Origin of the sequence: Streptomyces sp. BHT-5-2, from assembly GCF_019774615.1 — a bacterium.
Classification (GTDB): domain Bacteria; phylum Actinomycetota; class Actinomycetes; order Streptomycetales; family Streptomycetaceae; genus Streptomyces.
In genome coordinates, this window is sequence record NZ_CP081497.1 from 360,295 (window position 1) to 383,595 (window position 23,301).

Consider the following 23,301-nt stretch of genomic DNA (forward strand, 5'->3'; position numbering starts at 1 on the left):
CGGCAAGTAGAGCCAATTCGAGGAAGGTGGACTGATCTTCATGGCGCAGTGGACTTCCGCGGTAGGGGCGCCGCAACTCGCCCGGCTGCTCCGGTCGCAGGACCCGCGGGCCGCCGAACTCACCGCGAACGGGCGGAAGTTGCCCGCCTATCGCAGCCTGGCCGACGGCGTCCGCCGGCTCGTCCTCGAAGGCCGGGTGCCGGTCGCCGCCCGGCTCCCCGCCGAGCGCGAACTGGCCGCCGCGTTCGGCGTCAGCCGCACCACCGTCGCCGCCGCCTACGAGGCGCTGCGCGCCGAGGGCTTCCTGGAGTCCCGGCGCGGCTCGGGCAGTTGGACCGCCGTCCCGGCGGGCAGTCCGCTGCCCACCCGCGGCCTGGAACCGCTCCCGCCGGAGGCCGCGGGGTCGATGATCGACCTCGGCTGTGCCGCCCTGCCGGCCCCCGAGCCCTGGCTCACCCGGGCCGTCCAGGGCGCCATGGCCGACCTGCCGCTCTACGCCCACACCCACGGCGACTACCCGGCCGGCCTGCCCGTGCTGCGGCAGGCCCTCGCCGACCGCTACACCGCCCGCGGCATCCCCACCATGCCCGAGCAGATCATGGTCACCACCGGCGCGATGGGCGCCGTCGCCGCGATCTGCCGCCTGTGCACCGGACCCGGCGAACGGGTGGCCGTCGACTCGCCCTCCTACGCCAACATCCTCCAGCTGATGCGCGACGCCGGGGCCCGGCTCGTCCCGGTGGCCCTCGGCGAGCGGCTGGCGGGCTGGGACATCCCGGTCTGGCGCCAGGTGATGCGGGACGCCGCGCCCCGGATGGCCTATGTCGTCGCCGACTTCCACAACCCCACCGGCTCCCTCGCCACCGAGGACCAGCGCCGCCGCCTGGTGGACGCCGCGCGCTCGGCCGGCACCCTGCTCGTCGTCGACGAGACCATGACCGAGATCGTGCTCGACCCGGAGGCCGAACCGCCCCGCCCGGTCTGTGCGTTCGACCCGGCCGGCAGCGCGGTGATCACCGTCGGCTCGGCCAGCAAGGCGTTCTGGGCCGGGATGCGGATCGGCTGGGTGCGGGCCGCGCCCGACCTCATCCGCAGCCTGGTCGCCGCCCGCGCCTACTCCGACCTCGGCTCGCCCGTCCTCGAACAGCTCGCCATCGCCTCCCTCTTGGAGAGCGGCGGCTGGGAGGAGGCCGTCGGGATCCGCCGGCAGCAGGCCCGGGAGAACCGCGACGCGATCGTCGAGGCGCTCCACCGGCACCTGCCCGACTGGGAGTTCAGCGTGCCGCGCGGCGGCCTGACCCTCTGGGCCCGTACCGGCGGGCTGTCCGGTTCGCGGATCGCCGAGGCGGGGGAGCGGCTCGGGGTGCGGGTCCCCTCCGGGCCGCGGTTCGGCGTCGACGGCGCCTTCGAGGGCTTCGTCCGGCTGCCGTTCACGGTCAGCGGCGCGGTCGCCGAGGAGGCCGCGGTCCGGCTGGCCAGGGCGGCCCGGCTGGTGGCGACCGGGGCGCCGGTGGAGTCGGAGCCGCCGCAGGCGCTCGTCGCCTGAGCGGGGTCAGTCGCCGGTCACCGGTGCCGCGTCGGTGTGCTTGTCGAAGGACACCGGCCGGACCGCGTCGTCGGCCGGCTCCGCGTCGTCCGCCGGCAGCTCGTCGTGCGCCGGCAGAGCACCCTCCGCGGGCAGGCCGCTGTGCTTCGGCAGCAGCTCCAGGACGGCCTGCCGGTGGGCCTCGCAGCCGGCCTCGTCGAACGGGTCGGGGGTGGCCGGCACCTGGAGGCGGAGCACCGGGCCGCCGCCGAGCCGGGCGTAGCCGCGGCCCGGCGGCAGGTGGGGGAGCGGCGTGGTGCTCGGCGGGGCGCCCAGCACCGCCCGCACCTCCTCGGCGGTCGCCGGACCGAGCACCACCCGCGCCTTGGTGTGCGTCCGCACCGGGTCGCCCAGCAGCTCGGCGGTCTCGAACTGGTCGGCCGCCGCCACTGTCACCTGCGCCGCCCGGCCGTGCCGCAGCGGCACCTGGAGCAGCCGCTGGGGGTCGCCCCGGCCCTCCACCGCCGCCAGATGGGACAGCGCCGTCAGCTTGTCCGCGATGATCCACAGCGGCCGCCGGGTGCTCGCCGGCGTGGGCCGCCCGGCCTGCTGCGCCCGGTTGGCGACGACCAGCCGCCGTTCGGTCTCGTGCGCCGCCCACTCCAGTGCCGCCAGCGCCCCGGCCAGCCCGCTCTCCACCGCCAGCACCCCGTGCCGCCCGGCCAGGGACCCGAACTCGCCGGTGCCGCCGCCGTCGATCACCACCACGTCGCCGTCCTGCAACGCCTGGAGCGCGATCGAGCGGAGCAGCGTCGTCCCGCCCGCGCCGGGCTGGCTCAGCGCCAGCAGATGCGGTTCGGCGGACCGCCGGCCGGTGCGCCACACCACCGGCGGCACGTCCCGCTCCTCCTCCCCGCACCTCACCGGCAGCGTCCGCTGCACGGACTCCGGATCGGTGAAGCCGAGCACCGTCTCGCCCGGGGAGACCACGAAGCGCTGCGCCGCGATGTCCGCCGGCAGCGGCCCGAGCGCCGTCATCACCAGCTGGTTGGTCTCCTCGTGCCAGTCGAAGCGGTACTCCCGGCCGCGCCCGGACTTGGCGTGCAGCAGCTGCTCGACGCGGGCCCGGGCGTCGGCCTCGCCGTCGGGGAAGTACGCCGGGTACTTCAGGCACAGCCGCGCCGGCCGGCCGTCCTCGTCGAAGGCGTACTCGGTGAACGCCTCCTGCCAGTCACCGTCATGGGCATACAGGAGGCCGGGGTCGTCCTCGAAGGAGAAGCCGGGCACCAGCGCCTCGTAGAGCGCCTGCAGCCGCCCGGTCTCCGCCTCGCTCGGACCGGGCTCCGTCTCCGCCTCCGCCTCCGGCTCCGGGGCCCGGCCCACCCAGGCAGCCACCGCCGCCACCGCGACCAGCGCGAGCAGCGGCCCGTACGGCACCAACGCCACCCCCACCACCACGCCGCCGACCAGGAAGCACAGCGTCCCCCGCTGCTCCTTGGGGGTCGCGGCCCAGCGCCCGCGCCCGGCCGCCGTCAGCCGGCGCAGGCCCCGGCTGACGGTGATCAACGGTTGCAGCACATCGCTCGCGCCGTCGGCGGCGCTCCGCGCCAGTTCGCGGCCGCGGGCGACCGGGGCGCTGCCGGTGAGGATGCGGGGCAGGGGACGCCGGGCCACAGCTTCTCTCCTGGTGCTCGTCGGGACGGCGGGCCGCACGTCCGGCGGGAGGGGCGGCCCGCCGGACCCTTCGCACCCGACCTAGAGCTTGATCCCGCCGAGGAGGCTGGCCAGGCTCGCCCCGCCGGCCTTGATGCTGGGCGCGATGGCCGAGCCCGCGAGGTAGAACCCGAAGAGGGCGCAGATCAGGGCGTGGGACAACTTCAGGCCGTCCTTGCGGAAGAAGAGGAAGACGATGACACCGAGCAGAACGACGCCGGAAATGGACAGAATCATGGGGGTTCTCTCCTGGGTGTGGGGACGGTCACCGTGAGTTCTTCCAGTCTCACGGTCGGTATCAAGCCAAGAAAAGCCGCAAATGGCGTATTTATCGTGGAAATCCCTCAAACGGTCCAGATGTGGGGCGGCCTGACGGGTCCGCACCCGGCCCGCCGCGGACCCGTCCCACCCGGCCCGGCACAATCGAGGCGTGTCAAAGCCCCGAAAGCCGTCGAAGTCCCCGCGGCAGCGGACCCGGCAGCAGCCGCCCGCGCCGCCCGCCGTCACCGAGGACGCGCCCTGCCCGTGCGGCCGCGAAGCGACCTACGGCGAGTGCTGCGCCCCGTTCCACCGGGGCCGTGCCGACGCGCCGACGGCCGAGCGGCTGATGCGTTCCCGCTACAGCGCCTTCGCCGTCGGCGACACCGCCTATCTGCTGCGCAGCTGGCACTCCACGACCCGCCCCGCGGCCCTCGAACTCGACCCGTCGCAGCGCTGGACCCGTCTGGAGATCCTCGACGCGACCGGCGGCAGCGCCTTCCACACCGAGGGCACGGTCGCCTTCCGTGCGCACTACACCGTGCGCGGCCACGCCGGCAGCCAGGAGGAGCACAGCCGCTTCGCCCGCGAGGACGGCCGCTGGGTCTACGTGGACGCGCTGCCCTAGCCGCTCAGGACTCCCGGTCGGGGGTCGGGCCGGTGCCGAACCGGCTGCGCAGCTGGTCCAGTTCGCGGCGGTCGCGCTTGGTGGGCCGCCCCGCGCCGCGGTCCCGCACGGCGATCACCGCGATCTCCTCGCGCGGCGGCGCCGGCGGGCTGTTGTCGACGTAGCACTCGGCGGCGACCGGGGCACCCACCCGCTTGCGCACCAACCGGGTCACCACCACGATGCGCTCCCGGCCGGCCTGCCGCAGCCGCACCTCGTCACCGGGCCGTACACCGTGGGCGGGCTTCACCCGCTCGCCGTTGACGCGCACATGGCCGGCGCGGCAGGCCGACGCGGCCATCGAGCGCGTCTTGGTGAGCCGCACCGACCAGATCCAGCTGTCGACCCGGGTGGTGGTCGTCCCCTCGTCTGAAGCCATGCTGCGACTCTAGCTCCAGGCCGCGGGGGACGGCCTCGGACCGCCGCCCCGGGGCGGTGCTACGACGCGGTGGGCTTCGACGTCCGCTTCGCCCCCGTCTGCTTCTCGGCCGCGGTCCGGCCGGTCCCGCCGCGCGCGGTCGCAGTCTTCCCGGCGGCCGACGAACCACCGCTCCCCGTGCGGGCGTTGGGCTTGGTGCCGCCGGTCTTCCCGGCGGCGGCCTTGCTGCCGGCGGACCTGCCGCCCGCCGTCGTCCTGGTGGTCTTGGTGGCGCCGCCCTTCCCGTGCGCGGTCCCGCCGGCCGCGGTCTTCTTCGCCGCCGCCTTCCCGCGGGCCGTGCCGCGGCCCCGGAGCGGGGTGACCGACGCGCCGCCCCCCGCGCCCGCCCCGCCCTCGTCCGGGGTGCCGCCGCGGGCGGCCCGGAGGCTCCTCTCCAGCGCCGCCGTCAGGTCGATGACCTGGGCGCCGGGGGCGGCGGAGGTGTCGGGGGCGGCCGGGGTGCCGCCCGCCAGCTTGGCGGCGACGAGTTCCTCCACCGCCTCGCGGTAGTCGTCGTGGAGTTCGGCCGGATCCAGCTCGCCCAGGGCGTCCATCAGGGTCTCGGCCAGCTGCATCTCCTTCTCGCGGGTCCGGACGTCCTCCGGTGCGATCCCCTCGGCGGAGCGGATCTGGTCCGGCCACAGCAGTGCGTGCATCACCAGCGCCCCGTCGTGCGCCCGCAGCATGGCCAGGGTCTCCCGCCCCCGCATCGCCACCCTGCCGATCGCGACCTTCCCGTGGTGCTCCAGCGCCTCCCGTAGCAGGGCGTACGGCTTGGCGGCGCCGGCCCCGTTGGGGCCGAGGTAGTACGCCTTGTCGAACTGGAGCGGATCGATCTCGGCGGGGTCCACGAAGGAGAGGATCGACAGAGTCTTGGCGGTCGGCATCGGCAGCCGGGACAGGTCGTCGTCGGTGATCGGCACGACGGTGTCGTCGCCGGGCGGCTGATACCCCTTGCCCACCTCCTCGTTCGGCACCTCCTCGCCGTCCAGTTCGCAGACCTTGCGGTACCGGATCGGTGCGCCGTCCTTCTCGTGGATGCGGACGAAGGAGACCGAGGAGCCGCGGTCGGTTGCGCTGTAGGTCTTCACGGGGATGGTGACCAGGCCAAACGATATGGACCCATTCCAGATAGATCGCATGGTTCGTCCCTTGTGTGGGATTCTCAATGGTATGTCGCCGATCACCGTCGTGGAGGGGCGGCGCCTCTCGCTGACCAACCTCGACAAGGTCCTCTATCCCGAGACCGGCACCACCAAGGGTGAGGTGCTGCACTACTGCACCACCACCGCGGACGTCCTGCTCCCGCATCTCCACGACCGCCCGGTGTCCTTCCTCCGCTACCCCGACGGGCCGGACGGTCAGCGCTTCTTCACCAAGAACGTGCCGCCCGGCACGCCCTCCTGGGTGAAGAGCTGCGCCGTCCCCCATTCGAGGTCGGGGCCGGCCCGCCAGGTGCTCCTCCAGGACCTCGCCTCCCTGGTCTGGGCCGCCAATCTCGTCGTCGAACTGCACACCCCGCAATGGACCTGCGGCGCACCGGGCGTGGCCGACCGGCTGGTCTTCGACCTGGACCCCGGCGAGCCGGCCACGATCGTGGAGTGCTGCGCGGCCGCCCTGTGGCTGCGCGACCGGCTGGCCGCCGACGGCCTCGCCGCCTACGCCAAGACCAGCGGCTCCAAGGGCCTGCACCTCCTCGTCGCGGTCGAGCCCACCCCGTCCGACCGCACCACCGCCTACGCCCGGACGCTGGCCGTGGAGGCCGGCGCCGCCCTCGGGGGCCTGGTCACGCACAAGATGACCCGGGCGCTGCGGCCCGGCAAGGTCTTCATCGACTTCTCGCAGAACGCCGCCGCCAAGACCACCGCGACCGCCTACACCCTGCGCGCCCGCCCCGCCCCGACCGTCTCCACCCCCATCACCTGGGACGAGGTCGCCGACTGCACCGAACCGGCCCAACTCACCTTCCTCTTCGACGAGATCGCCGGGCGCCGCGCACACCACGGCGATCTGCACGCCCCGCTGCTCGCTCCGGAGGAGGCCCGCCCGGTGCCGCCGCCCGAGTTTTGAAACGTTCGGTTCAGAAGTGGGGTAGGGTCGGGCGCAGGCGGGCCGAGAGGTGTGCGGTCGGGGTGACGTGCCCTGGAATCGCCGGAGTTCCGCCTGTCTTCATATTGGAACGATCGGTTGTGAAAGGTGGTGCCGCGGAGTGCAGCGCGCCGTGTATGTGCTGGCGATGGGGATATTCGCCATGGTGACCAGCGAATTCGTGGTGGCGGGACTGATGCCGCAGATGGCCCGGGGGCTGGATGTGGGGATCCCGCGGATCGGCTATCTCATCACCGCCTACGCGGTGGCGATGGCGGTCGGCGGGCCGCTCCTCACCGTCGCCGTCCTGAAGTTGCCTCAGAAGACCGCGCTGGCCGTGCTGTTCGGGATCTTCCTGGCCGGCAACGTGCTGGCCGCACTGGCCCCGGACTACGGCGTGATGATGGCCGCGCGGATCGTCACCGGGGTGGCCGCCCAGGCGTTCTTCGGCGCGGCCGTCTCGCTCTGCGTCCGCCTGGTCCGCCCGGAGGTCCGCGGCCGGGCCGTCGCGGTGGCCATGAACGGCCTGATGCTCGGCACCCTGCTCGGGCTGCCGCTGGCCACGCTGGTCGGCGAACACCTCGGCTGGCGTGCCGCGTTCTGGGTGATCACCGGGATCACGGCGCTCGCCGCGCTGGCCACCGCCGCCGGCGTGCCCCGGCTCGACCGCGCCGACGGCGGCGGGAACGTACGGGAGGAGGCGGCGGTCCTCCGGCGGCCGCGGCTGTGGCTGGTGTTCTCCACCAGCACCCTGATCATCGGGGCGACCTTCGCCGCCTTCAGCTACCTCAACCCCATCCTCACCGGCGTCACCGGCTTCGCCACCGGCACCGTTCCGCTGCTGCTGATCGCCTACGGCGCGGCCACCGTCGTCGGCAACACCGTCGTGGGGCGGCTCGCCGACCGGCACCCGGTCGGGGTGCAGGTCGCCGGGCTGGCCCTGAACGCCCTCTTCCTCGCCGGCTTCGCGCTGCTGGCCCGGCTGCCCGTCCCGGCGGTCGCGATGATGCTGGGCGTCGGGCTGGTCGGGGTGACGATGAACCCGGCGATGGCCACCCGGGTCCAACGCGCCGGCAATGCCGGGCCGTTGGTCAACACGGTGCACTCCTCCTTCATCACGCTCGGGGTGATCGTGGGCTCGTCGTTCGGTGGCCTGGCCCTGGACTCCTACGGACTGCGCGCGCCGCTGTGGCTGGGCGCCGGGCTGGCCGTGCTCGGGCTGCTCACCCTGCTGCCGGACCTCGTCCGCGCCAGGCGGGGCGGGGGCGGCCGCCCCGAGGAGCAGCGGCCCCGGCAGGCGACGGTGCCGGACCGCGAACCGCGCGACATGTGTGCCGCGCGGTCCTGACGGCGGGGCCCGCCGGCCGGAACCGTATGGAGTAGGCCAACCGGCGCGCGGCCCGAGGCGTTCTTAGCGTGGCCACATGTCGACAGCGACCTGCTCCTCCGTCAGAGCCCTGACCGCAGCGGCGGTCTGCACCATGAGCCTGCTGGCCCTGTCCGGCCCGGCGGTCGCCGACGGCCCCAACGGCATCGACGACCTGCGCGGCGCGCCCCCGGCCCCGATCCGGAACCTGCTGGACGAGCCCGGCGTGCAGTTCCTCCCCCGGCCGGGCGTGCCCGAGCCGCCGCAGGTCACCGCGCTGTCGTGGGCCGTGACGGACCTGGGCAGCCACCGGATCCTCGCGGCCAAGGACGCCCACCGGCAGCTGCCGCCGGCCAGCACCCTCAAGACGCTGTTCGCACTGACCGTGCTGCCGAGGTTCGCCCAGGGCGCCGTGCGCACCGTCTCCGGTACCGACCTGGCCGGAATCGAGGCCGGCAGTTCGCTCGCCGGTCTGAGGGAGGACGTGCCCTACCGCGTCGCCGACCTGTGGCACGGCGTCTTCCTCAGCTCCGGCAGCGACGCCGTGCACGCCCTCGCCACCATGAACGGCGGCTGGCACAAGACCATCGAGGACATGCAGGTGACCGCGCGCCGGATGGGCGCCCGCGACACCGTCGTGGAGTCCGCCGACGGCTTCGACACGCCCGGCCAGTTCTCCTCCGCCTACGACCTCTCGCTGTTCGGCCAGGCCGGGCTGGCGGACCGGGACTTCGCCCGCCTCGCCGCCACGAAGACCGCGCTCCTCCCCGAGGGGGGCGGACCGGACGCGTCCGGCATCCAGAACACCAACCGGCTGCTGGTCGGCTCGCACGGAGTGGCCCCCTACCAGGGCCTGATCGGGGTGAAGAACGGCTACACCTCGCACGCCGGGAACACCCTGATCGCGGCCGCCCGACGCGGCGACCGGACGCTGCTGGTCACCGTGATGAACCCGCAGTCCGGCGCCGAGAACGCGGTCTACGAGGAGGCCCGGGCCCTGCTGGACTGGGGGTTCGACGCCGCGCCCCGGGCCGCGGCGGTCGGCGTGCTGCCGACCCCCTCCGCCGACGGGCGCGACCCCGGCGCGGAGCCGGCCGCCCACGGACCGTCGGCCGGCGAGCTGCACCGGGCCCCGGCCGCCGGGACGGCCGGCCGCACCGGCGACGCGGTCGTCTGGTCCTTCTGCGCCGTCGGGGTGGTCGCCCTGGCCGGGCTCGGAACCGCGCTCTGGTGGCGTCGGCGGCAGTCCGCCGGTCCCGGGGACGGTGGACCGGCCTCCTGACGGGCCCGGGCGTCGTACATGCGTCCGATCGGTCGGGGATACGGAGGACGTGGTGTGGCCTTGCCCGGTGAAGGATGACGCGTTTGCCATGGTTTGTGATGACTGGCGGGCTCGGTCGGTGTAGCGTCCTGATCAGCTGTCGTGGTTCCGAAGTGCCGGGCGCCCGTGTCGCATTCACGGGCGTTCTTTGTGTCCGGTACGTCTCCGGACCAGGGCGATCACCTCCGGATCCCGCGGGTTGCGGGAGCCGATTCGGGCCCATAGAGCGAAGGAGACGCAACATGGCTTCGGGCACGGTGAAATGGTTCAACTCGGAGAAGGGCTTCGGCTTCATCGCGCAGGACGACGGCGGCGCCGACGTCTTCGCGCACTACTCGAACATCGACGCCACCGGCTACCGCGAGCTGCTGGAGGGCCAGAAGGTCACCTTCGAGGTCACCCAGGGCCAGAAGGGCCCGCAGGCGGAGAAGATCCGGGTGCTGGCCACCCCGTGATCGCGGCCCCGCCGGAACCGACGGCGCCCGCCCCCGCGAAGGGGGCGGGCGCCGCCCTATGGGACGACCCGACTACGGGCGCCGGTCGTTGAGGATCTTCTGGAACAGCCGGTGGTCCCGCCAGGCGCCGTTGATGTGCAGGTACTTCTCCGCGGTGCCGTAGAGGGTGAAGCCGCAGCCCGTCAGGACCCGCTGCGAGACGGTGTTCTCCACCAGCGTGCCGGCCTCCAGGCGGTGCAGCCCCAGCTCCCCGTCGGCCGCCGCGCAGACCGCCCGTACCGCGGCGGACGCCAGCCCGCGGCGCAGATGCCCGGCGTCGATCCAGTAGCCGACGCTCGCACTGCGCAGCGGGCCGTAGGTGATCTGGGACAGGGTGATCGCGCCCACCACGTCCGGCTCCCCGGGCCCGTCGTCCGGCTCGCGGACCAGCACCCAGGGCATCAGCCGCCCCGCGTCCCGCTCCGCCAGCTGCGCCCGGAGACGCTCCGTCTGGCCGGCCAGGGTGTAGTAGCCCTGCGCGCGGACCGGTTCGGTGGGGCGGAGGTGGTCGAGACTGCGCTGGTAGGCCCGGGCGAACCCGGCGGCGTCCGCCAGCTCGGCGGGGCGCATCAGGACGTCGGCGGCGAGCCGGGCGGACGCGGTCGTGATCATCCGTTCAGCCTAATCCCGGCCCGTGCGCCTTGTCCCGGGCCGGGCGCGGGATTACTGCGGCGGCCGGTCCGTGTCCCGGTCCGTCCCGCCGAGCTGCTCCTTGAGCTTGTCCTGGGCGGTGTCGACCTGGCTCTGGTACTTGCCCTGGGTCCGTTCGTCGACGTAGTCGCCGGCCTTGTCGATGCCCTTGCCTGCCTGGTCCTCATGGCCCTTGAGCATCTGCTTGAGCTTGTCCAGCACGGACATGGGTCGTCCTCCTCAGCGACGGACCCCCCTCGGCTCCAGCATCACCCCCGAACGGACGATCTGCATCACGAGTCGCTGGGAACCGGGGCCTTCAACTGGTCGCTGATGAATTTTATGGAGCTCGCCTCCATGCCCTTCTCGTAATCCCAGGCATTGTGCCGGCCGCCGGGAATGATCTGGAGCGCGGTGTGGATCGGGCCCTTTCCGTACTTCGCCCGGAAACGATGTACGGGATTCAGCACCGATGCGCCCTCCTTGCTGCCGGTCTGGAACGCCAGATACACGTCGGGGCCGCCCTTTTTCAGCAGACCGGCCGCGAGCTTTTCCGGGTTGTTGGCGTCCTTCTCCTTCTGGTGCCCGGCCCACATCGGGGAATCCGGCACGATGTCCGGTCCGCTGGCTATCGCCGCCTTGAACTTCTCCGGGTACTTCAGCACCGACTTCAGGCTGGCGAAACCGCCCGAGGAAGAGCCCATGAGGGCCCAGCCGTCCCGGGACTTGAAGGTGCGGAAATTGGCCTTGACCAGATCGACGACGTCGTCGGTCAGCCAGGTGCCCATCTTCTGCTGGCCGGGAATGTCACTGCCGTCGTGGTAGCGGGTGTCCGGATTCAGCATCGGCATCACCACGATGAACGGCAGGCTCTTGCCTTCCTCGGTCCACTTCGTGAGATTTTCCTGGAGCTTGATGTCGCCGCCGACCCAGTAATTGGTGACGCCGTCCTTGTCCTTCGGGCTGCCCAGGCCGCCGGGCAGGGCCATCAGCACCGGAAAACCGCTCTTGGCGTATTTGGGGTCCTGGTACTGCTTGGGCGCCCACACCCAGACGCTGCCGGTGACGCCGGATTTCGCGCCCTTCAGCGTCGTCCGGGCTATGTGCGTGCCGTCGTCCAGGGTTCGGGTTATTCGGAACTCGCTCTTCGGGCCGCTGGGCATCCGGGTGTCCTGGTCCACCGGCTTGACGGGGGCGCCCGCGTCGCCCGGGGCACCCGCGTTGAAGTCGACCTGTTTGCCGTTCTCCGAACAGCCGGCGAGCAGGGCGCAGGAGGCGACGAGGACGGCTGCGAGGCCGCGGGCGTAAGGGTGTTTCAACGGTGGCTCCGGCTACTGACGATCACGCGCGAGTGACCATGACGATCAAGTGCAAGTGCCCATAAAGAGGGAATACACGCCCTTGTGGTTCCCTCGTGCGCCCAACGGACCGCTCGACGGGCAGCCCGCCCCGGTCCGGCCGAGAATGCAGCGGTGACCGATGAACACCGCAGTGCCGACGACACCGCCCGCGCCGTGCCCGGCGACGAGGAGCGGCGGCTGGCCAGAAGGGCGCTCGCCGATCGCGCCCGGGACGCGGCGGATCTGTCGCTGCTGATGGACATGCTCGGCCTGGACCCGCGCCGGGACCCGGGCCGGGACACCCCGCCCGGGCCCGGTCCGCTGCGCGGCAGCCGCGGACGCGGCAGACGCGGCGCCGGCCGGGACCGGCGGGCGGCCCGCCGGGACACCTGCCGCGACGCCCGCACGCCCTCCGCCGACCCCGGCTGAGCCGCCCGCCGCCCGAACCGTGCCCCGCGGGTCAGCCGGCCGCGTGCGGGCCCACCGCCCGGCACAGCCGCAGCGTCACCAGCTGGAACGGCCGCAGTGCCATCCGCACCGTGCCGCCCGCCCGCTCCAGGGCCGGACCGTCCTCGGCCGGACGCTCCAGCAGGTCCGTGGCGACCGCCCCCGCCAACGGGAATCCGCACGTCAGGGTCGCGCGGGCGCGGGCCCCGCGGGCCTCGTGGAGCCGGACCACCACATCGCCGCTGCGGTCGTCGGCCAGCTTGACCGCGGTGACCACCACCGCGTCGTCGTCCACCGCGACCAGCGGCGGCACCGTCACCGCCCCGGTCACCGCCCGCTCCGGCAGATTGATCCGGTACCCCTCGCGCACCGCGTCCCCGATCGTCGCCCCCGGGACCAGCGCGTACCGGAAGCGGTGGGTGCCCTGGTCCGTCTCCGGGTCCGGGAAGCGCGGGGCGCGCAGCAGCGAGAGCCGTACGGTCGTGGTGGTGCCCCGCGCCCCGCCGGGCCCGCCCTCCCGCACGGTACGGGTCACGTCGTGCCCGTACGTCGCGTCGTTCACCAGCGCCACCCCCCAGTCCGGCTCCGCCGCGTGCACGAACCGGTGCGCACACGCCTCGAACTTCGCCGCCTCCCAGCTGGTGTTGGTGTGCGTCGGCCGGTAGAGATGCCCGAACTGGGTCTCCGCCGCGTACCGCTCCGCGTGCAGATCCAGCGGGAACGCCGCCTTGAGGAACTTCTCGGTCTCGTGCCAGTCCACCTCGGTGTCGATGTCCAGCCGCCGCTGCCCGCGCGCCAGCGTCAGCGTCTGGACCACCCGCGAGCCGCCGAAGCTCCGCACCACCCGGACCGTCGCGGCCGCCGGCGCCGCCGCGGCCAGCACCACCTCGTCGGCGTCGGTCAGATCCGTCACCACCTGGCGGTAGAAGGCGTCCACGTCCCAGGCGTCCCACATGTTGGGGAAGTCCGGATGGAGCTGGAGGAGGTTCGCCGCCGCGCCCGGGGCGACGGCGTCCCGCCCAGCGCCCTTGTCGTACGCGGAGACGACCAGGCCGCGGCCGTCGATCTCGATCCGGAGCAGGTCGTGCTGGAGGACGAACCCGCCGCCCGGCCGCGGCCCGGCCGCCACCGGCCCGCCCGACACCACCGGCGCGCCCACCGCGCCCGCCGCGACCCCGTCCCGGGCGTGCGGCGCCGCGTTCGCCACCAGCCGTCGGTCACCGCCGCCGGCCAGCGCCGTCAACGCGCCGCCGATCAGCGCCTCCAGCTCGGCGGCGACCGCGGCGTAGGTCCGCTCCGCCTCGCGGTGCACCCAGGCGATGGAGGAACCGGGCAGGATGTCGTGGAACTGGTGCAGCAGCACCGTCTTCCAGATCCGGTCCAACTCCTCGTAGGGGTACGGGAACCCGACGGTGACCGCGGCGGTCGCCGACCAGAGTTCGGCCTCCCGCAGCAGGTGCTCGCTGCGGCGGTTGCCGCGCTTGGTACGGGCCTGGCTGGTGAGCGTCCCGCGGTGCAGTTCGAGGTAGAGCTCGCCCACCCACACCGGCGCGTCGGGATGCTCGGCCTCGGCCCGGGCGAAGAAGTCGGCGGGCTTCTCCCACCGCACCACCGGCGAGCCGTCCAGGTTCCGCAGCCGGCGTGCCTTGGCGACCATCTCGCGGGTGGTGCCCCCGCCGCCGTCGCCCCAGCCGGTCGGCGCCAGCGAGTGCCGGGCGGTCCCCTTCTCCTTGAAGTTCCGTGCCGCGTGGGCGAGTTCGGCGCCCGACAGCTGGCAGTTGTAGGTGTCCACCGGCGGGAAGTGGGTGAAGACCCGGGTGCCGTCGATGCCCTCCCAGCGGAAGGTGTGGTGCGGGAAGGAGTTCACCCGGCTCCAGGAGATCTTCTGCGTCAGCAGCCACTTCGCCCCGGCCGCCTTGATGATCTGCGGCAGCCCCGCCGCGAAACCGAAGGTGTCCGGCAGCCACACCTCGTCGCTCTCGACCCCGAACTCCTCCAGGAAGAACCGCTTGCCGTACACGAACTGACGCGCCATCGCCTCCGAACCGGGCATGTTGGTGTCCGACTCCACCCACATCCCGCCCGCCGGGACGAACCGCCCCTGTGCGACCGCCTGTCTGACCTTCGCGTAGACCTCGGGCCGGTGCTCCTTGATCCAGGCGTACTGCTGCGCCTGCGACATGGTGTAGACGAACTCCGGCTCGTCGGCCAGCAGCGCCGTCATGTTCGCCGTCGTCCGCGCCACCTTGCGCACCGTCTCGCGCAGCGGCCACAGCCACGCCGAGTCGATATGGGCGTGCCCCACCGCGCTGATCCGGTGCGCGGACGCCGCGGCCGGCGCCGCCAGCACCTCCCGCAGCCGGCGGCGCGCCGCCTGGGCCGTCCCGCCCACGTCCTGCAGGTCCACCGCGTCCAGCGCCCGGTCCACCGCCCGCAGCACCTCCCAGCGCCGCGGACCGTCCACCGGCAGCTCCGCCATCAGCTCGCCCAATACCTCCAGATCCAGGGCCAGTTCCCACACCTCGGTGTCGAACACCGCCAGGTCCATCCGCGCCAGCCGGTACAGCGGCGCGCTCCCCGCGGTCCGCGGATCGCCCAGCGCCGTCGGCCGGAAGGGGTGGACGTCGAGGATGACGGGGTTGGACGCGGCCTCCAGATGCCACTCGACCCGCTCGCCGCCCCGGACCGGCGCGCCCACCCGCACCCACTGGTTCCGCGGGTTGAGCCCCTTCACCGGCGTCCCGTCCGGCAGGTACACCAGCGCCTCGCACTGGAAACCCGGCATCCGCTCGTCGAACCCCAGGTCCAGCACCGCCTCCACGGTGCGCCCCGCCCACTCCTCGGGTACCGTGCCGCGCACCCGGAACCACGTCGTCCGCCACGGCGCGCCCCAGGCGTCGCCCACCGCCACCGGCGTGTGCGCGGCGGCGAGCCCCTCGGCCACCGGGGCCTTTCCCCCAGCTCTCGGCTCCGCTCGAGCAGGGGAGGCCCCGATGCCCGGCTCGCCCGGCGCGGTCCAGGCCGCCACCTCCAGTGCCACCGATTCCGGATACACGGCGGGCCGGATGCGTTCGTCGAGGACTCGCTTCAGACGGGCTTCGACCAGTGCGCGATCGTCATGCATGGCTTACGGCTCCAGAGGTCGGGGAGACGGGGTGCGGCGGCCGGCCGGGTCACCACGGGTACCGCACGGCCACCGGTGCGGAGTGGGCGAACAGCTCGTCGACGGCGCGGACGGTGAGCAGCGCCGCCGCCTCGCCGCCGGTCCGGCGCAGCCCGGGGACGAAGAACGCGGTGCCGCAGGTGCCACCGAGGAACACCTGTCGGCCGGAGGGGAGTTGACGGTGCACCACATACTGGCGGATCGTTCCTGCGGCGCGCCGCCAGGTCAGCCGGAGCGCGGTCGCGCCGCCCGCGGTGGCGGCCTCGGTGACCCTCGCCCCGCCGGGTGCCGCCGGCTTCCCGGCCGCCTCGTGGACCGCCAGCGCGCCCAGCCGCCAGGCCACCGCGCGCCCGCCCCGGCCCACCAGCCGTACGCCGAGCGCGCGCACCGTCCCCCGGCCGAGAGCGCCCGGCCGCAGGGTGACGGTGCGCCAGCCGTCCGCCGCCCGGACGGTGCCGGCGGGCAGAAAGACGTAGGGCGCGGGCGCACCCGGCGCGGGGGCGTCCCGCAGTGCCACGGCCACCTCGACGGTCACCGGGCCGGAGCCCGGATCGGCGCGGTGCACCAGCTCCAGCACGGTCCCCGGCCCGCAGGGCAGCCGGGTGGGGAACAGGTCCAGCACGGCGGGGGAGGGCAGCGCCCCGTGCACCAGCAGTGCACTGCCGCCGCGCCAGGCATCGGCGAAGTCCAGGCACACCTCCGGGCGCGGGCCCTCGCTGCGGGCCGTCCAGCGCCGGGGCGGCAGCCGGTCCTGGAGCCCGAGGTGGTTCCACGGTGCGTCGGAGGCGACCGCGCCGTGCTCGTACCAGCGCAGGCCGTGGCCGGTGTTGAAGGAGGTGGCGAACGGCAGGGCGGTGACCGTCGAACGGTCCGCGACCACCTCCGCGGGCGCCCGCCACCCCCGGCCGCCGCCCGCCGGCCGGGACGGATCGAGTGCCGCACCGGACCAGAACCGGTCGTCCGCCGCGTGGAAGCGGCCCGGCGTCCGCCCGGCGGGCAGGTGGTGCAGCGTCCACTCGGGCCGGTAGAAGCCGTACGACACCACGGGGTCGCGGCCCGGCGGCGCGATCGCGTCCCAGTCCACCGCGGTGCCCCACCCGGCCGACTCCACGTCGACACCGGCCCACAACTCGTAGCGGTCGCGGCCCAGTCGGCCCGCCAGCCGCCCCGAGTCGGCGAGGGTCCGCGCGGTCCACCGGAAGTCCAGGAACACCGAGTCCGCGACCGACCCGGCGGCGTCCTGGAAGAACTCCTGGTTCCGCGCGTCGAGCGCGCCCTGCCAGGCCACCCTGCCGTCCCGGTCCATCGCGTCGTACCAGGTGATCCGCAGGCCGTGCCGGGCGCCCGCGGCCCGCAGCGCGCGCAGGAACCCGCGCATGTCCGCGGCGAGCGCGGCGTCCCCGCCGTCGGTCTCGGCGTTGACGAACCAGCCGTCGAAGCCGTACGCCCGGGCCACCGCCGCCAGCTTCGCGGCGAGCGGATGACGCCCGGCGGCGTCCCGCTGCACCAGGTCCCGGGTCCAGCGCAGCTGCCCGCCGTAGGCCGCCGGCGGCAGGAAGACGGTGCCCAGCACCGGTACGCCGTTGCGGTGCGCGGCGTCGACGACCGGGGCGGTGGGCGCGAGGATCAGCCCCTCGCCGGCCGAACCGCCCCAGAAGACCAGCTCGTCGAGGTACGCCCAGTGCGTCGGGGTGTAGACGTCGGCGGTGGCCGAGCCCTGCGACGGCTGCCCGGAGGTGGGGCCGAAGGAGACCAGCGCACTGATCCGGGCCCGGCCGGCGCGCGCCGTGGTGTTCGGCGGCATCGGGGTGAACCGCCCGGCGAGCGGCACCGACGCGGCGTTGAACGGCAGATCGCGGTCCGTCCGCGCGGTCCAGGACGCCAGGCTGCGCCAGAGCACCCCGTCCGCGGGCGTGCCGTCGGGCAGCGAGTCCGGGAACCAGTACGCGGCGTACGGCTGGAGCGGCGCGGCGGCACCGGCAGCGGCCACGGCTCCCGATACGGCGGCCGGCGGGCCGAGCAGGGCGGCCGCGGCCCCCGCCGCGCCCGCGTGCAGCACCCGGCGGCGGGGGAGCGGGCGGGGCCCGCCGCTCATCGCCGCACCACCTCCTCGGGGGTGCACACCTCGGTGATCCCGCGCGCCGCCAAATGACCGGAATCCGCGGCCAGTTGGGCGAGCACCAGGGCGGGCCGGGCGCCCTGCGCGGCCAGTTCCGCCCAGGCTTCGAAGACCGGGCCGCCCGGCGCGCACACCGAACGGTGCGGCGCCTCCTCGACGTCGCCGGCGTCGACGACCAGCGCGGTGGTCCGGGCCGGCGGCCGGTGCGGACGGCCCCGCCAGTGCGCCGCCGACTCCGCGAAGGCCCGGCCCACCGGCTTGACCGCCCGGTCCTCGGTGAGCAGCCCCAGCCCGTACTCCAGCTCCGGGAAGTCCGCGAGCGACCGCGGCACGTCGCAGGAACACCACCACGTGACGCCCCACATGCCCTGGCAGTCAAGGGCGTTGGCGACGGTGGCGGTGGTGAAGCGGGCCGCGCGGTCCTCGGGGATGTGCGGGGCGGGGGCACCGACCTCCTGGAGCCACACCGGGCGGTGCGGGTCCCGCGCCCACGCCTTGGACAGCTCCACGAGGTACGCGGCGTGCTGCTCGGTGGCGGCACCGGCCGGGCCGTGGCGCTGCGCGGTCCCGTTGAACACCCAGGAGTGCACGGCCGTCATGGCGCCCAGCCGGGCGGCGTGCGCGGGGGTGAAGGGATGGCCGTCGAGGTACCAGGCGGCGTCGTACCCGGCGTGCAGATGCGGGCGGCCGGGCGCGCCCCGCTCGCAGGCGGCCAGCATCCGCTCCAGCCAGGCCGCCGCCTGCCCGCCGGTGATCCGGTCCGGGTCGGGGTGCGGGGCGTCCGCGAACTGGTTGATCTCGTTGCCGAGGGTCATCCCCAGGAAGGCGGGCCGGTCGGCGAGCGCGGCGGCCAGTGTCCGCAGGTACTCCTCCTGCCCGGCGAGGACCTCGGGGTCGGTGAAGAGGTTGCGGCGGTGCCAGGTCCGCGTCCAGGCGGGCAGGAAGTCGAAGCTGGACAGATGGCCCTGGAGGCCGTCCACCGCGACGTCCAGTCCGCGGTCGGCCGCCGCGTCGGCCAGCTGCACCAGCTGCTCGACGGCGCGCGGCCGGATCAGCGTCCGGTTGGGCTGGAACAGCGGCCACAGCGGGAAGACCCGGACGTGGTCCAGGCCGAGCGCGGCGACGGCGTCCAGGTCCGCGCGCACCGCGTCCAGGTCGAAGTCCAGCCAGTGGTGGAACCACCCCCGACCGGGCGTGTAGTTGACGCCGAAGCGGATCCGGCGCGGCTCGTGGGCTACGGGCATGACGGGACCTGTCCCTCCGGGTGGGTGTGGCATCAGCCCTTGACGGCGCCCTCCTCGACGCCGCGGAAGAAGTAACGCTGCAGTACGGCGAAGAGCACGATCAGCGGCAGGACGGCGATCACCGAACCGGCCGCGACCAGCCGCTGGTCGTTCGCGAAGGTGCCGTGCAGATAGTTCAAGCCGACGGTCAGGGTGAACTTCGACTGGTCGCTCAGCACGATCAGCGGCCACAGGAAGTCGTCCCAGGCCCCCATGAACGCGAAGACCGCGACCACCGCCAGAGTGCCCCGCACCGACGGCAACGCGACCCGCACGAACCGCTGCCAGGCATTGGCGCCGTCCACGAACGCCGCCTCCTCGACCTCGTACGGCAGCGCCGCGAAGGCGTTCCGCATCAGCAGCACGTTCATCGCGCCGATACAGCCGGGCAGCACCACCCCCAACAGGGTGTCGTTCAACCTCAACTGACGCATCGTCATGAACTGGGCGATCATGATGCTCTCCACCGGAACCAGCATCGCCATGACGAACACCACCAACGCGACCCGGCGGCCACGGAACCGCAGCCGGGCCAGCGCATAGCCCGCCAGCGCCGCGCCCGCGCAGTTGGTCAGCACATTGGCGACGGCCACCCGCAGGGAGTTCAGCGCGAAGTCCCACACCGGGATCACCCGGGCCACCGCGGCGTAGTTGCCGAGCGTGGGACGGTGCGGCAGCAGGCTCGGCGGAAAGCGGTAGAGATCCTCGCCGGGACCCTTCAGGGACGTCGACAACTGCCACAGGAACGGCCCGACGGTCAGCGCCAGCACCACGAACAGCAGCAGATAGCGCACCACCAGCGAGCCCCCGGCCCGCCTCCGACGCCGCCGCCGTGCCCCCGTCACCGGTCCTCCCCGCGGCCGGCGCGCAGCACCAGCAGCATCAGCCCGAGCGTGAGCACGAAGACCACCACCGACAGCGCCGAGGCATAGCCGACCCGCCCGCTGAGCCCCGTACCGGCCTGCTGGACGAGCATCACCAGCGTGGTGTCCTCCCCGCCGGGCCCACCGTTCGGCCCGGCCAGCAGATACACCTCGGAGAACACCTTGAAGGCGTTGACCGCGGACAGCGCGGCCACCAGCACCATCGTGGACCGCACCGCGGGCACCGTGACGGTCAGGAAGCGCCGCACCGCACCGGCCCCGTCCACCGCGCACGCCTCGTGCAGCTCCCGCGGCACCCGCGCCAGCGCCGCCAGATAAACGATCATGTAGTAGCCGAGGCCCTTCCAGACCGTCACCGCCATCGCGCTGAGCAGCAGCAGCCAGGAGTCACCGAGAAAGCCGACCCGGCCGAACCCCAACGCCGCCAACAGCGCGTTGATCAGCCCCCGGTCGTCCAGCAACCACACCCAGATCAACCCGACCACCACCACCGAGGCCACCACAGGCAGATAGAACGCGGCCCGGAAGAACGCGATCCCGGGGACGCGGAGCCTCACGAGCAGGGCCAGCAGCAGCGGCAGCACCACCAGCGGCGGCACCACACCCAGGACGTAGAGGACGCTGTTGCGCAGCCCCGTCCAGAACATCGGATCGTCCAGCATCTCCCGGTAGTTGGCGCCACCGGTGAACCGACCGCCCGTCAACGTCCGGGCATCGGTGAAGGAATGCGCCACCGTGCTCAGAAACGGATAGAGGCTGAATCCGCCGACGACCAGCAGGCCGGGTGCGAGGAACAGCCAGGGGCTGGTGGCCAGTTGCCCACGGACGCCCCGGCCCCGGCCGGCGAGCCGTGCGCCGTCATCCGCCGCGGCATTCCGCCTCCCCATTTCCGGCCTCAGCCGGCCGTCAGCAGACGGTTGCACTCCGCCACCGCGGAATCCAGCGCCTCCTTCGGCGACTGCTTTCCCTGGAGGGCCCGGGCCACCGCGTTCCGCAGGACCGTCTTCATCTGGTCGCTGAGCAGCACCGGGGTGTAATTCACCGCGGTCTTCAGCGACTTCGCCGCCGCCACCCGCACCCGGGTCGCGTCCGTCCCGTCCTCCTTGGTGAAGTACGGATCGTCCAGTGAACCCTTTGTGCTCGGAAAGACCGTGACCTGGCGGGCGAACGCCATCTGGTGCCGCCGGTCCGTCACGAAGTGCGCGAACGCCACCGCCGCCGGCTTCACCGGGCTCTGCGCGTTCACCATCAGGCCCTGGACGTACATGTTGGCCCTACCGGTGTTGTTGACCGCGCCGGTGATCCCGATGTTCTTGTAGAGGCCCGGCGCGTCCCGCCGGAAGTTCGCCAGATCGAGCGCGCTGCCCGGATTCATCGCCACCGACTGCTGCTCGAACTTGCGCCCCGCCGACTCGGCCTCGGCCGTCAGCGCCTGGGAGTCCAGCGCCCCGGCGGCGTACAACTGCCGGTAGTGCATGAGCAGTTCCACGCCCTTGGGCTCGTTGAACGTGAACTCCGTGTTCCGGGCGTTCATCAGCCGCACACCGTAGCGGCCGAAGTCCTCGATCGACGGCGTGCCGGCCAGCATCGCGATCTTCCGGTCGCTGTTCCGCGCCATCGTCAACGCGTCCGCGAACAGCCGGTCGTAGGTGGCCGGCGGTTTCTCCGGATCCAGACCGGCCTTGCGGAAGAGGTCCTTGTTGTAGAACATCGGGCCGGTGTTGAGATACCAGGGGAAGGCGTAGACGCCCGGCAGCCCCGGCATCCGCTGGCTCTGCCACGCCCCGTCCAGATACTCGCCCCGGTACTGACCCGCGGCCTTGCCGATATCGAGTGCCAGCCCGGCCTTCGCCAACGGAAACGCGAGATCGGGCGACACGTTCACCACATCAGGCAGCGTGCCGGCGGCCGCGTCCGCACTCAGCTTCTGTGCGTATCCCTCGGCGGGCTGGTCGATCCACTTCACCTTCGTGCCCGGGTACTTCTTCTCGAACTCCGCGACGACCCCGTCGAAGTACCGCTGGAAACGCGCCCGAAGATTCCACGTCTGAAAGGTGATCTGCCCCGTCACCTTCCCCGAGGCACTGCCCGAATCCCCGCCGCCGCCCGGAGCGCCGCACGCGGACAGCGAAAGAGCGGAGGCGGCGAGGGCCGCGGCGAGCGCGGCCGTCCGACGGGAATGACGACGCATGGCCGGCTCCTTGGCTGCAGTGCGCGGAAGTGCTCGGACCGGGGAACTGTCGTACTCGTCGCGTCGGCGACACGGTTCCGCGGCACGCTTTGCGGCCTTCCGGATCGCGACGCGGCAGACGCTACTAATGCGATTTAGCAGGCGTCAAGACCCCGTTCCCACAAGGGATTCAAGGCGCCGGCCGCGATCCGCCCGGACATTGTTTGACAGCCCCGGCCGCCCTGATCAGACTGTCGGCACCCAGCGGTTCGGCCCCGAGGAGCCCGCGATGACAGCGCCCGGTGAGGCCGCCCGCCGCGGACCGGCGCGCCGCCCGACCATCAAGGACATCGCCCGGCGGGCCGGGGTCTCCGAGAGCGCCGTCTCCTTCGCCCTCAACGACCGCCCGGGTGTCTCCGACGGCACCCGCGCCCGGATCCGCCGGGTCGCCGACGAACTGGGCTGGCAGGCCAACAGCGCCGCCCGCGCCCTCTCCGGCGAACGCGCCGGCTGCCTGGGGCTGGTGCTGGCCCGCCCCGCCCGCACCCTGGGCGTGGAGTCCTTCTTCCTCCAACTCGTCTCCGGCATCCAGGAAGTGCTCTCCGCCCGACACACCGCCCTGCTCTTCCAGGTCGTCGAGGACCTCGACACCGAGTGCGTGCTCTACCGCCGCTGGTGGGCCGAACGCCGAGTGGACGGCGTCCTCGTCGTCGACCCCCGCACCGACGACCCCCGTCCCGCCCTCCTCGCCGCCCTCGGCCTCCCCGCCGTCATCGTCGGCGGCCCCACCGGCCCCACTCACGACGCCTCGACCGCCCCGCTGCTCTCCACCGTCTGGGCCGACGACGCCAAGGCCATGGCCCGGATCCTGGACCATCTGCACGCCCTCGGCCACCGCCGCATCGTGCACGTCGCCGGCCTGCCCGGCCTCGCCCACACCACCCGCCGCATCCACTCCCTGCGCACCGAGGCCGCCCGGCGCGGCCTGGACGCCCGGCAGGTCCGCTCGGTCACCACCGACTACTCCGACGCCGAGGGCGCCGCCGCCACCCGCCGCCTCCTCGACGCGACCACCCCGCCCACCGCGCTGGTCTACGACAACGACGTGATGGCGGTCGCCGGCGCCTCGGTGGCCGCCGGCCGCGGCATCCCCGTACCGGGCCGGCTCTCCGTCGTCGCCTGGGACGACTCCCCGCTCTGCCGCGTCGCCCATCCGCCGCTCACCGCGCTGGTCCGTGACACCGCGGGCTTCGGCCGGCTCGCCGCCGGCGAGCTCCTCGCCCTCCTCGACGGCGGCCCGCCCCGCACCGTCGAGGGCGAACTCCCCCATCTGGAACCCCGCGAGAGCACCGGCCCGCCACCGCGGAACAATTGACGCACGTCATCACATCAGCCGGTACAGGACCGTTGCGGAT

The 23,301-nt window shown here is 73.4% G+C and carries 21 protein-coding genes; 8 read left to right on the forward strand and 13 right to left on the reverse strand.

What is annotated here, in order from left to right:
* Positions 1 to 40 precede the first annotated feature (40 nt).
* Positions 41 to 1,546, forward strand: coding sequence for a PLP-dependent aminotransferase family protein (locus K2224_RS29510; RefSeq protein ID WP_221910248.1), 1,506 nt, complete (start codon positions 41 to 43; stop codon positions 1,544 to 1,546).
* A 6-nt stretch (positions 1,547 to 1,552) separates the two neighbouring features.
* Here the strand turns inward: K2224_RS29510 and K2224_RS29515 are convergent, their stop codons facing one another.
* On the reverse strand, positions 1,553 to 3,199 hold the full coding sequence (locus tag K2224_RS29515) for a hypothetical protein (RefSeq protein WP_221910249.1): 1,647 nt from the start codon (positions 3,197 to 3,199) through the stop codon (positions 1,553 to 1,555).
* Positions 3,200 to 3,280: 81 nt separating this feature from the next.
* Complete coding sequence (locus K2224_RS29520; RefSeq protein WP_016576341.1) at positions 3,281 to 3,475, reverse strand: hypothetical protein; 195 nt, start codon at positions 3,473 to 3,475, stop codon at positions 3,281 to 3,283.
* Between the two features lie 193 nt (positions 3,476 to 3,668).
* Between K2224_RS29520 and K2224_RS29525 the strand changes: the two genes are divergently transcribed.
* Positions 3,669 to 4,124 carry a YchJ family protein gene (locus tag K2224_RS29525; RefSeq protein ID WP_221910250.1) on the forward strand — a complete coding sequence of 152 codons (456 nt, stop codon included), beginning with the start codon at positions 3,669 to 3,671 and terminating at the stop codon, positions 4,122 to 4,124.
* A gap of 4 nt (positions 4,125 to 4,128) precedes the next feature.
* Here K2224_RS29525 and K2224_RS29530 read toward each other — a convergent pair whose 3' ends face one another.
* Together K2224_RS29530 and K2224_RS29535 are read right to left on the reverse strand one after the other, a co-directional pair.
* The gene (locus tag K2224_RS29530) at positions 4,129 to 4,542 is read right to left on the reverse strand and encodes an RNA-binding S4 domain-containing protein (protein WP_221910251.1); all 414 of its coding nucleotides are present in this window, start codon (positions 4,540 to 4,542) and stop codon (positions 4,129 to 4,131) included.
* A 59-nt stretch (positions 4,543 to 4,601) separates the two neighbouring features.
* The gene (locus K2224_RS29535) at positions 4,602 to 5,672 is read right to left on the reverse strand and encodes a Ku protein (protein WP_399020346.1); all 1,071 of its coding nucleotides are present in this window, start codon (positions 5,670 to 5,672) and stop codon (positions 4,602 to 4,604) included.
* An 82-nt stretch (positions 5,673 to 5,754) separates the two neighbouring features.
* Here K2224_RS29535 and ligD point away from each other — a divergent pair, with 82 nt between their 5' ends.
* The 4 genes from ligD (at position 5,755) to K2224_RS29555 (ending at position 9,811) form a co-directional block, all read left to right on the forward strand.
* Complete coding sequence (gene ligD, locus K2224_RS29540) at positions 5,755 to 6,651, forward strand: non-homologous end-joining DNA ligase (protein WP_221910253.1); 897 nt, start codon at positions 5,755 to 5,757, stop codon at positions 6,649 to 6,651.
* A gap of 139 nt (positions 6,652 to 6,790) precedes the next feature.
* Positions 6,791 to 8,017, forward strand: coding sequence for an MFS transporter (locus K2224_RS29545; protein WP_221910254.1), 1,227 nt, complete (start codon positions 6,791 to 6,793; stop codon positions 8,015 to 8,017).
* Between the two features lie 76 nt (positions 8,018 to 8,093).
* Complete coding sequence (locus K2224_RS29550; RefSeq protein ID WP_221910255.1) at positions 8,094 to 9,317, forward strand: D-alanyl-D-alanine carboxypeptidase family protein; 1,224 nt, start codon at positions 8,094 to 8,096, stop codon at positions 9,315 to 9,317.
* Positions 9,318 to 9,598: 281 nt separating this feature from the next.
* Positions 9,599 to 9,811, forward strand: coding sequence for a cold-shock protein (locus K2224_RS29555; protein WP_221910256.1), 213 nt, complete (start codon positions 9,599 to 9,601; stop codon positions 9,809 to 9,811).
* Positions 9,812 to 9,883: 72 nt separating this feature from the next.
* Here the strand turns inward: K2224_RS29555 and K2224_RS29560 are convergent, their stop codons facing one another.
* From K2224_RS29560 to K2224_RS29570, 3 genes are all read right to left on the reverse strand, one after another.
* Entirely contained in the window at positions 9,884 to 10,462 is a 579-nt protein-coding gene (locus tag K2224_RS29560) for a GNAT family N-acetyltransferase (RefSeq protein WP_221910257.1), read from the reverse strand.
* Positions 10,463 to 10,513: 51 nt separating this feature from the next.
* Complete coding sequence (locus tag K2224_RS29565; protein WP_221910258.1) at positions 10,514 to 10,708, reverse strand: antitoxin; 195 nt, start codon at positions 10,706 to 10,708, stop codon at positions 10,514 to 10,516.
* A gap of 65 nt (positions 10,709 to 10,773) precedes the next feature.
* Entirely contained in the window at positions 10,774 to 11,799 is a 1,026-nt protein-coding gene (locus K2224_RS29570) for an esterase family protein (protein WP_221910259.1), read from the reverse strand.
* 153 nt (positions 11,800 to 11,952) lie between these two features.
* Between K2224_RS29570 and K2224_RS29575 the strand changes: the two genes are divergently transcribed.
* Positions 11,953 to 12,249 (forward strand): hypothetical protein, encoded by a 297-nt coding sequence (locus tag K2224_RS29575; protein WP_221910260.1) that lies wholly within the window; start codon positions 11,953 to 11,955, stop codon positions 12,247 to 12,249.
* 31 nt (positions 12,250 to 12,280) lie between these two features.
* Here the strand turns inward: K2224_RS29575 and K2224_RS29580 are convergent, their stop codons facing one another.
* The 6 genes from K2224_RS29580 to K2224_RS29605 are packed head-to-tail and all read right to left on the reverse strand — an operon-like array spanning position 12,281 to position 21,907.
* On the reverse strand, positions 12,281 to 15,391 hold the full coding sequence (locus K2224_RS29580; RefSeq protein WP_221910261.1) for a glycoside hydrolase family 38 C-terminal domain-containing protein: 3,111 nt from the start codon (positions 15,389 to 15,391) through the stop codon (positions 12,281 to 12,283).
* A gap of 49 nt (positions 15,392 to 15,440) precedes the next feature.
* Entirely contained in the window at positions 15,441 to 17,525 is a 2,085-nt protein-coding gene (locus tag K2224_RS29585) for an endo-beta-N-acetylglucosaminidase (RefSeq protein WP_221910262.1), read from the reverse strand.
* A complete protein-coding gene (locus K2224_RS29590) occupies positions 17,522 to 18,793 on the reverse strand; it encodes a glycosyl hydrolase (protein ID WP_221910263.1) in 1,272 nt (423 codons plus the stop codon). Before K2224_RS29590 ends, K2224_RS29585 begins: the two co-directional genes overlap by 4 nt.
* A 32-nt stretch (positions 18,794 to 18,825) precedes the next feature.
* Positions 18,826 to 19,677 carry a carbohydrate ABC transporter permease gene (locus K2224_RS29595; protein WP_221910264.1) on the reverse strand — a complete coding sequence of 284 codons (852 nt, stop codon included), beginning with the start codon at positions 19,675 to 19,677 and terminating at the stop codon, positions 18,826 to 18,828.
* Positions 19,674 to 20,603 carry a carbohydrate ABC transporter permease gene (locus K2224_RS29600; RefSeq protein ID WP_221910265.1) on the reverse strand — a complete coding sequence of 310 codons (930 nt, stop codon included), beginning with the start codon at positions 20,601 to 20,603 and terminating at the stop codon, positions 19,674 to 19,676. Before K2224_RS29600 ends, K2224_RS29595 begins: the two co-directional genes overlap by 4 nt.
* Before the next feature lie 8 nt (positions 20,604 to 20,611).
* Positions 20,612 to 21,907, reverse strand: a complete 1,296-nt coding sequence (locus K2224_RS29605; RefSeq protein ID WP_221910266.1) for a sugar ABC transporter substrate-binding protein — start codon at positions 21,905 to 21,907, stop codon at positions 20,612 to 20,614.
* A gap of 268 nt (positions 21,908 to 22,175) precedes the next feature.
* Between K2224_RS29605 and K2224_RS29610 the strand changes: the two genes are divergently transcribed.
* Positions 22,176 to 23,261 carry a LacI family DNA-binding transcriptional regulator gene (locus tag K2224_RS29610; protein WP_221910267.1) on the forward strand — a complete coding sequence of 362 codons (1,086 nt, stop codon included), beginning with the start codon at positions 22,176 to 22,178 and terminating at the stop codon, positions 23,259 to 23,261.
* Positions 23,262 to 23,301: the final 40 nt, after the last annotated feature.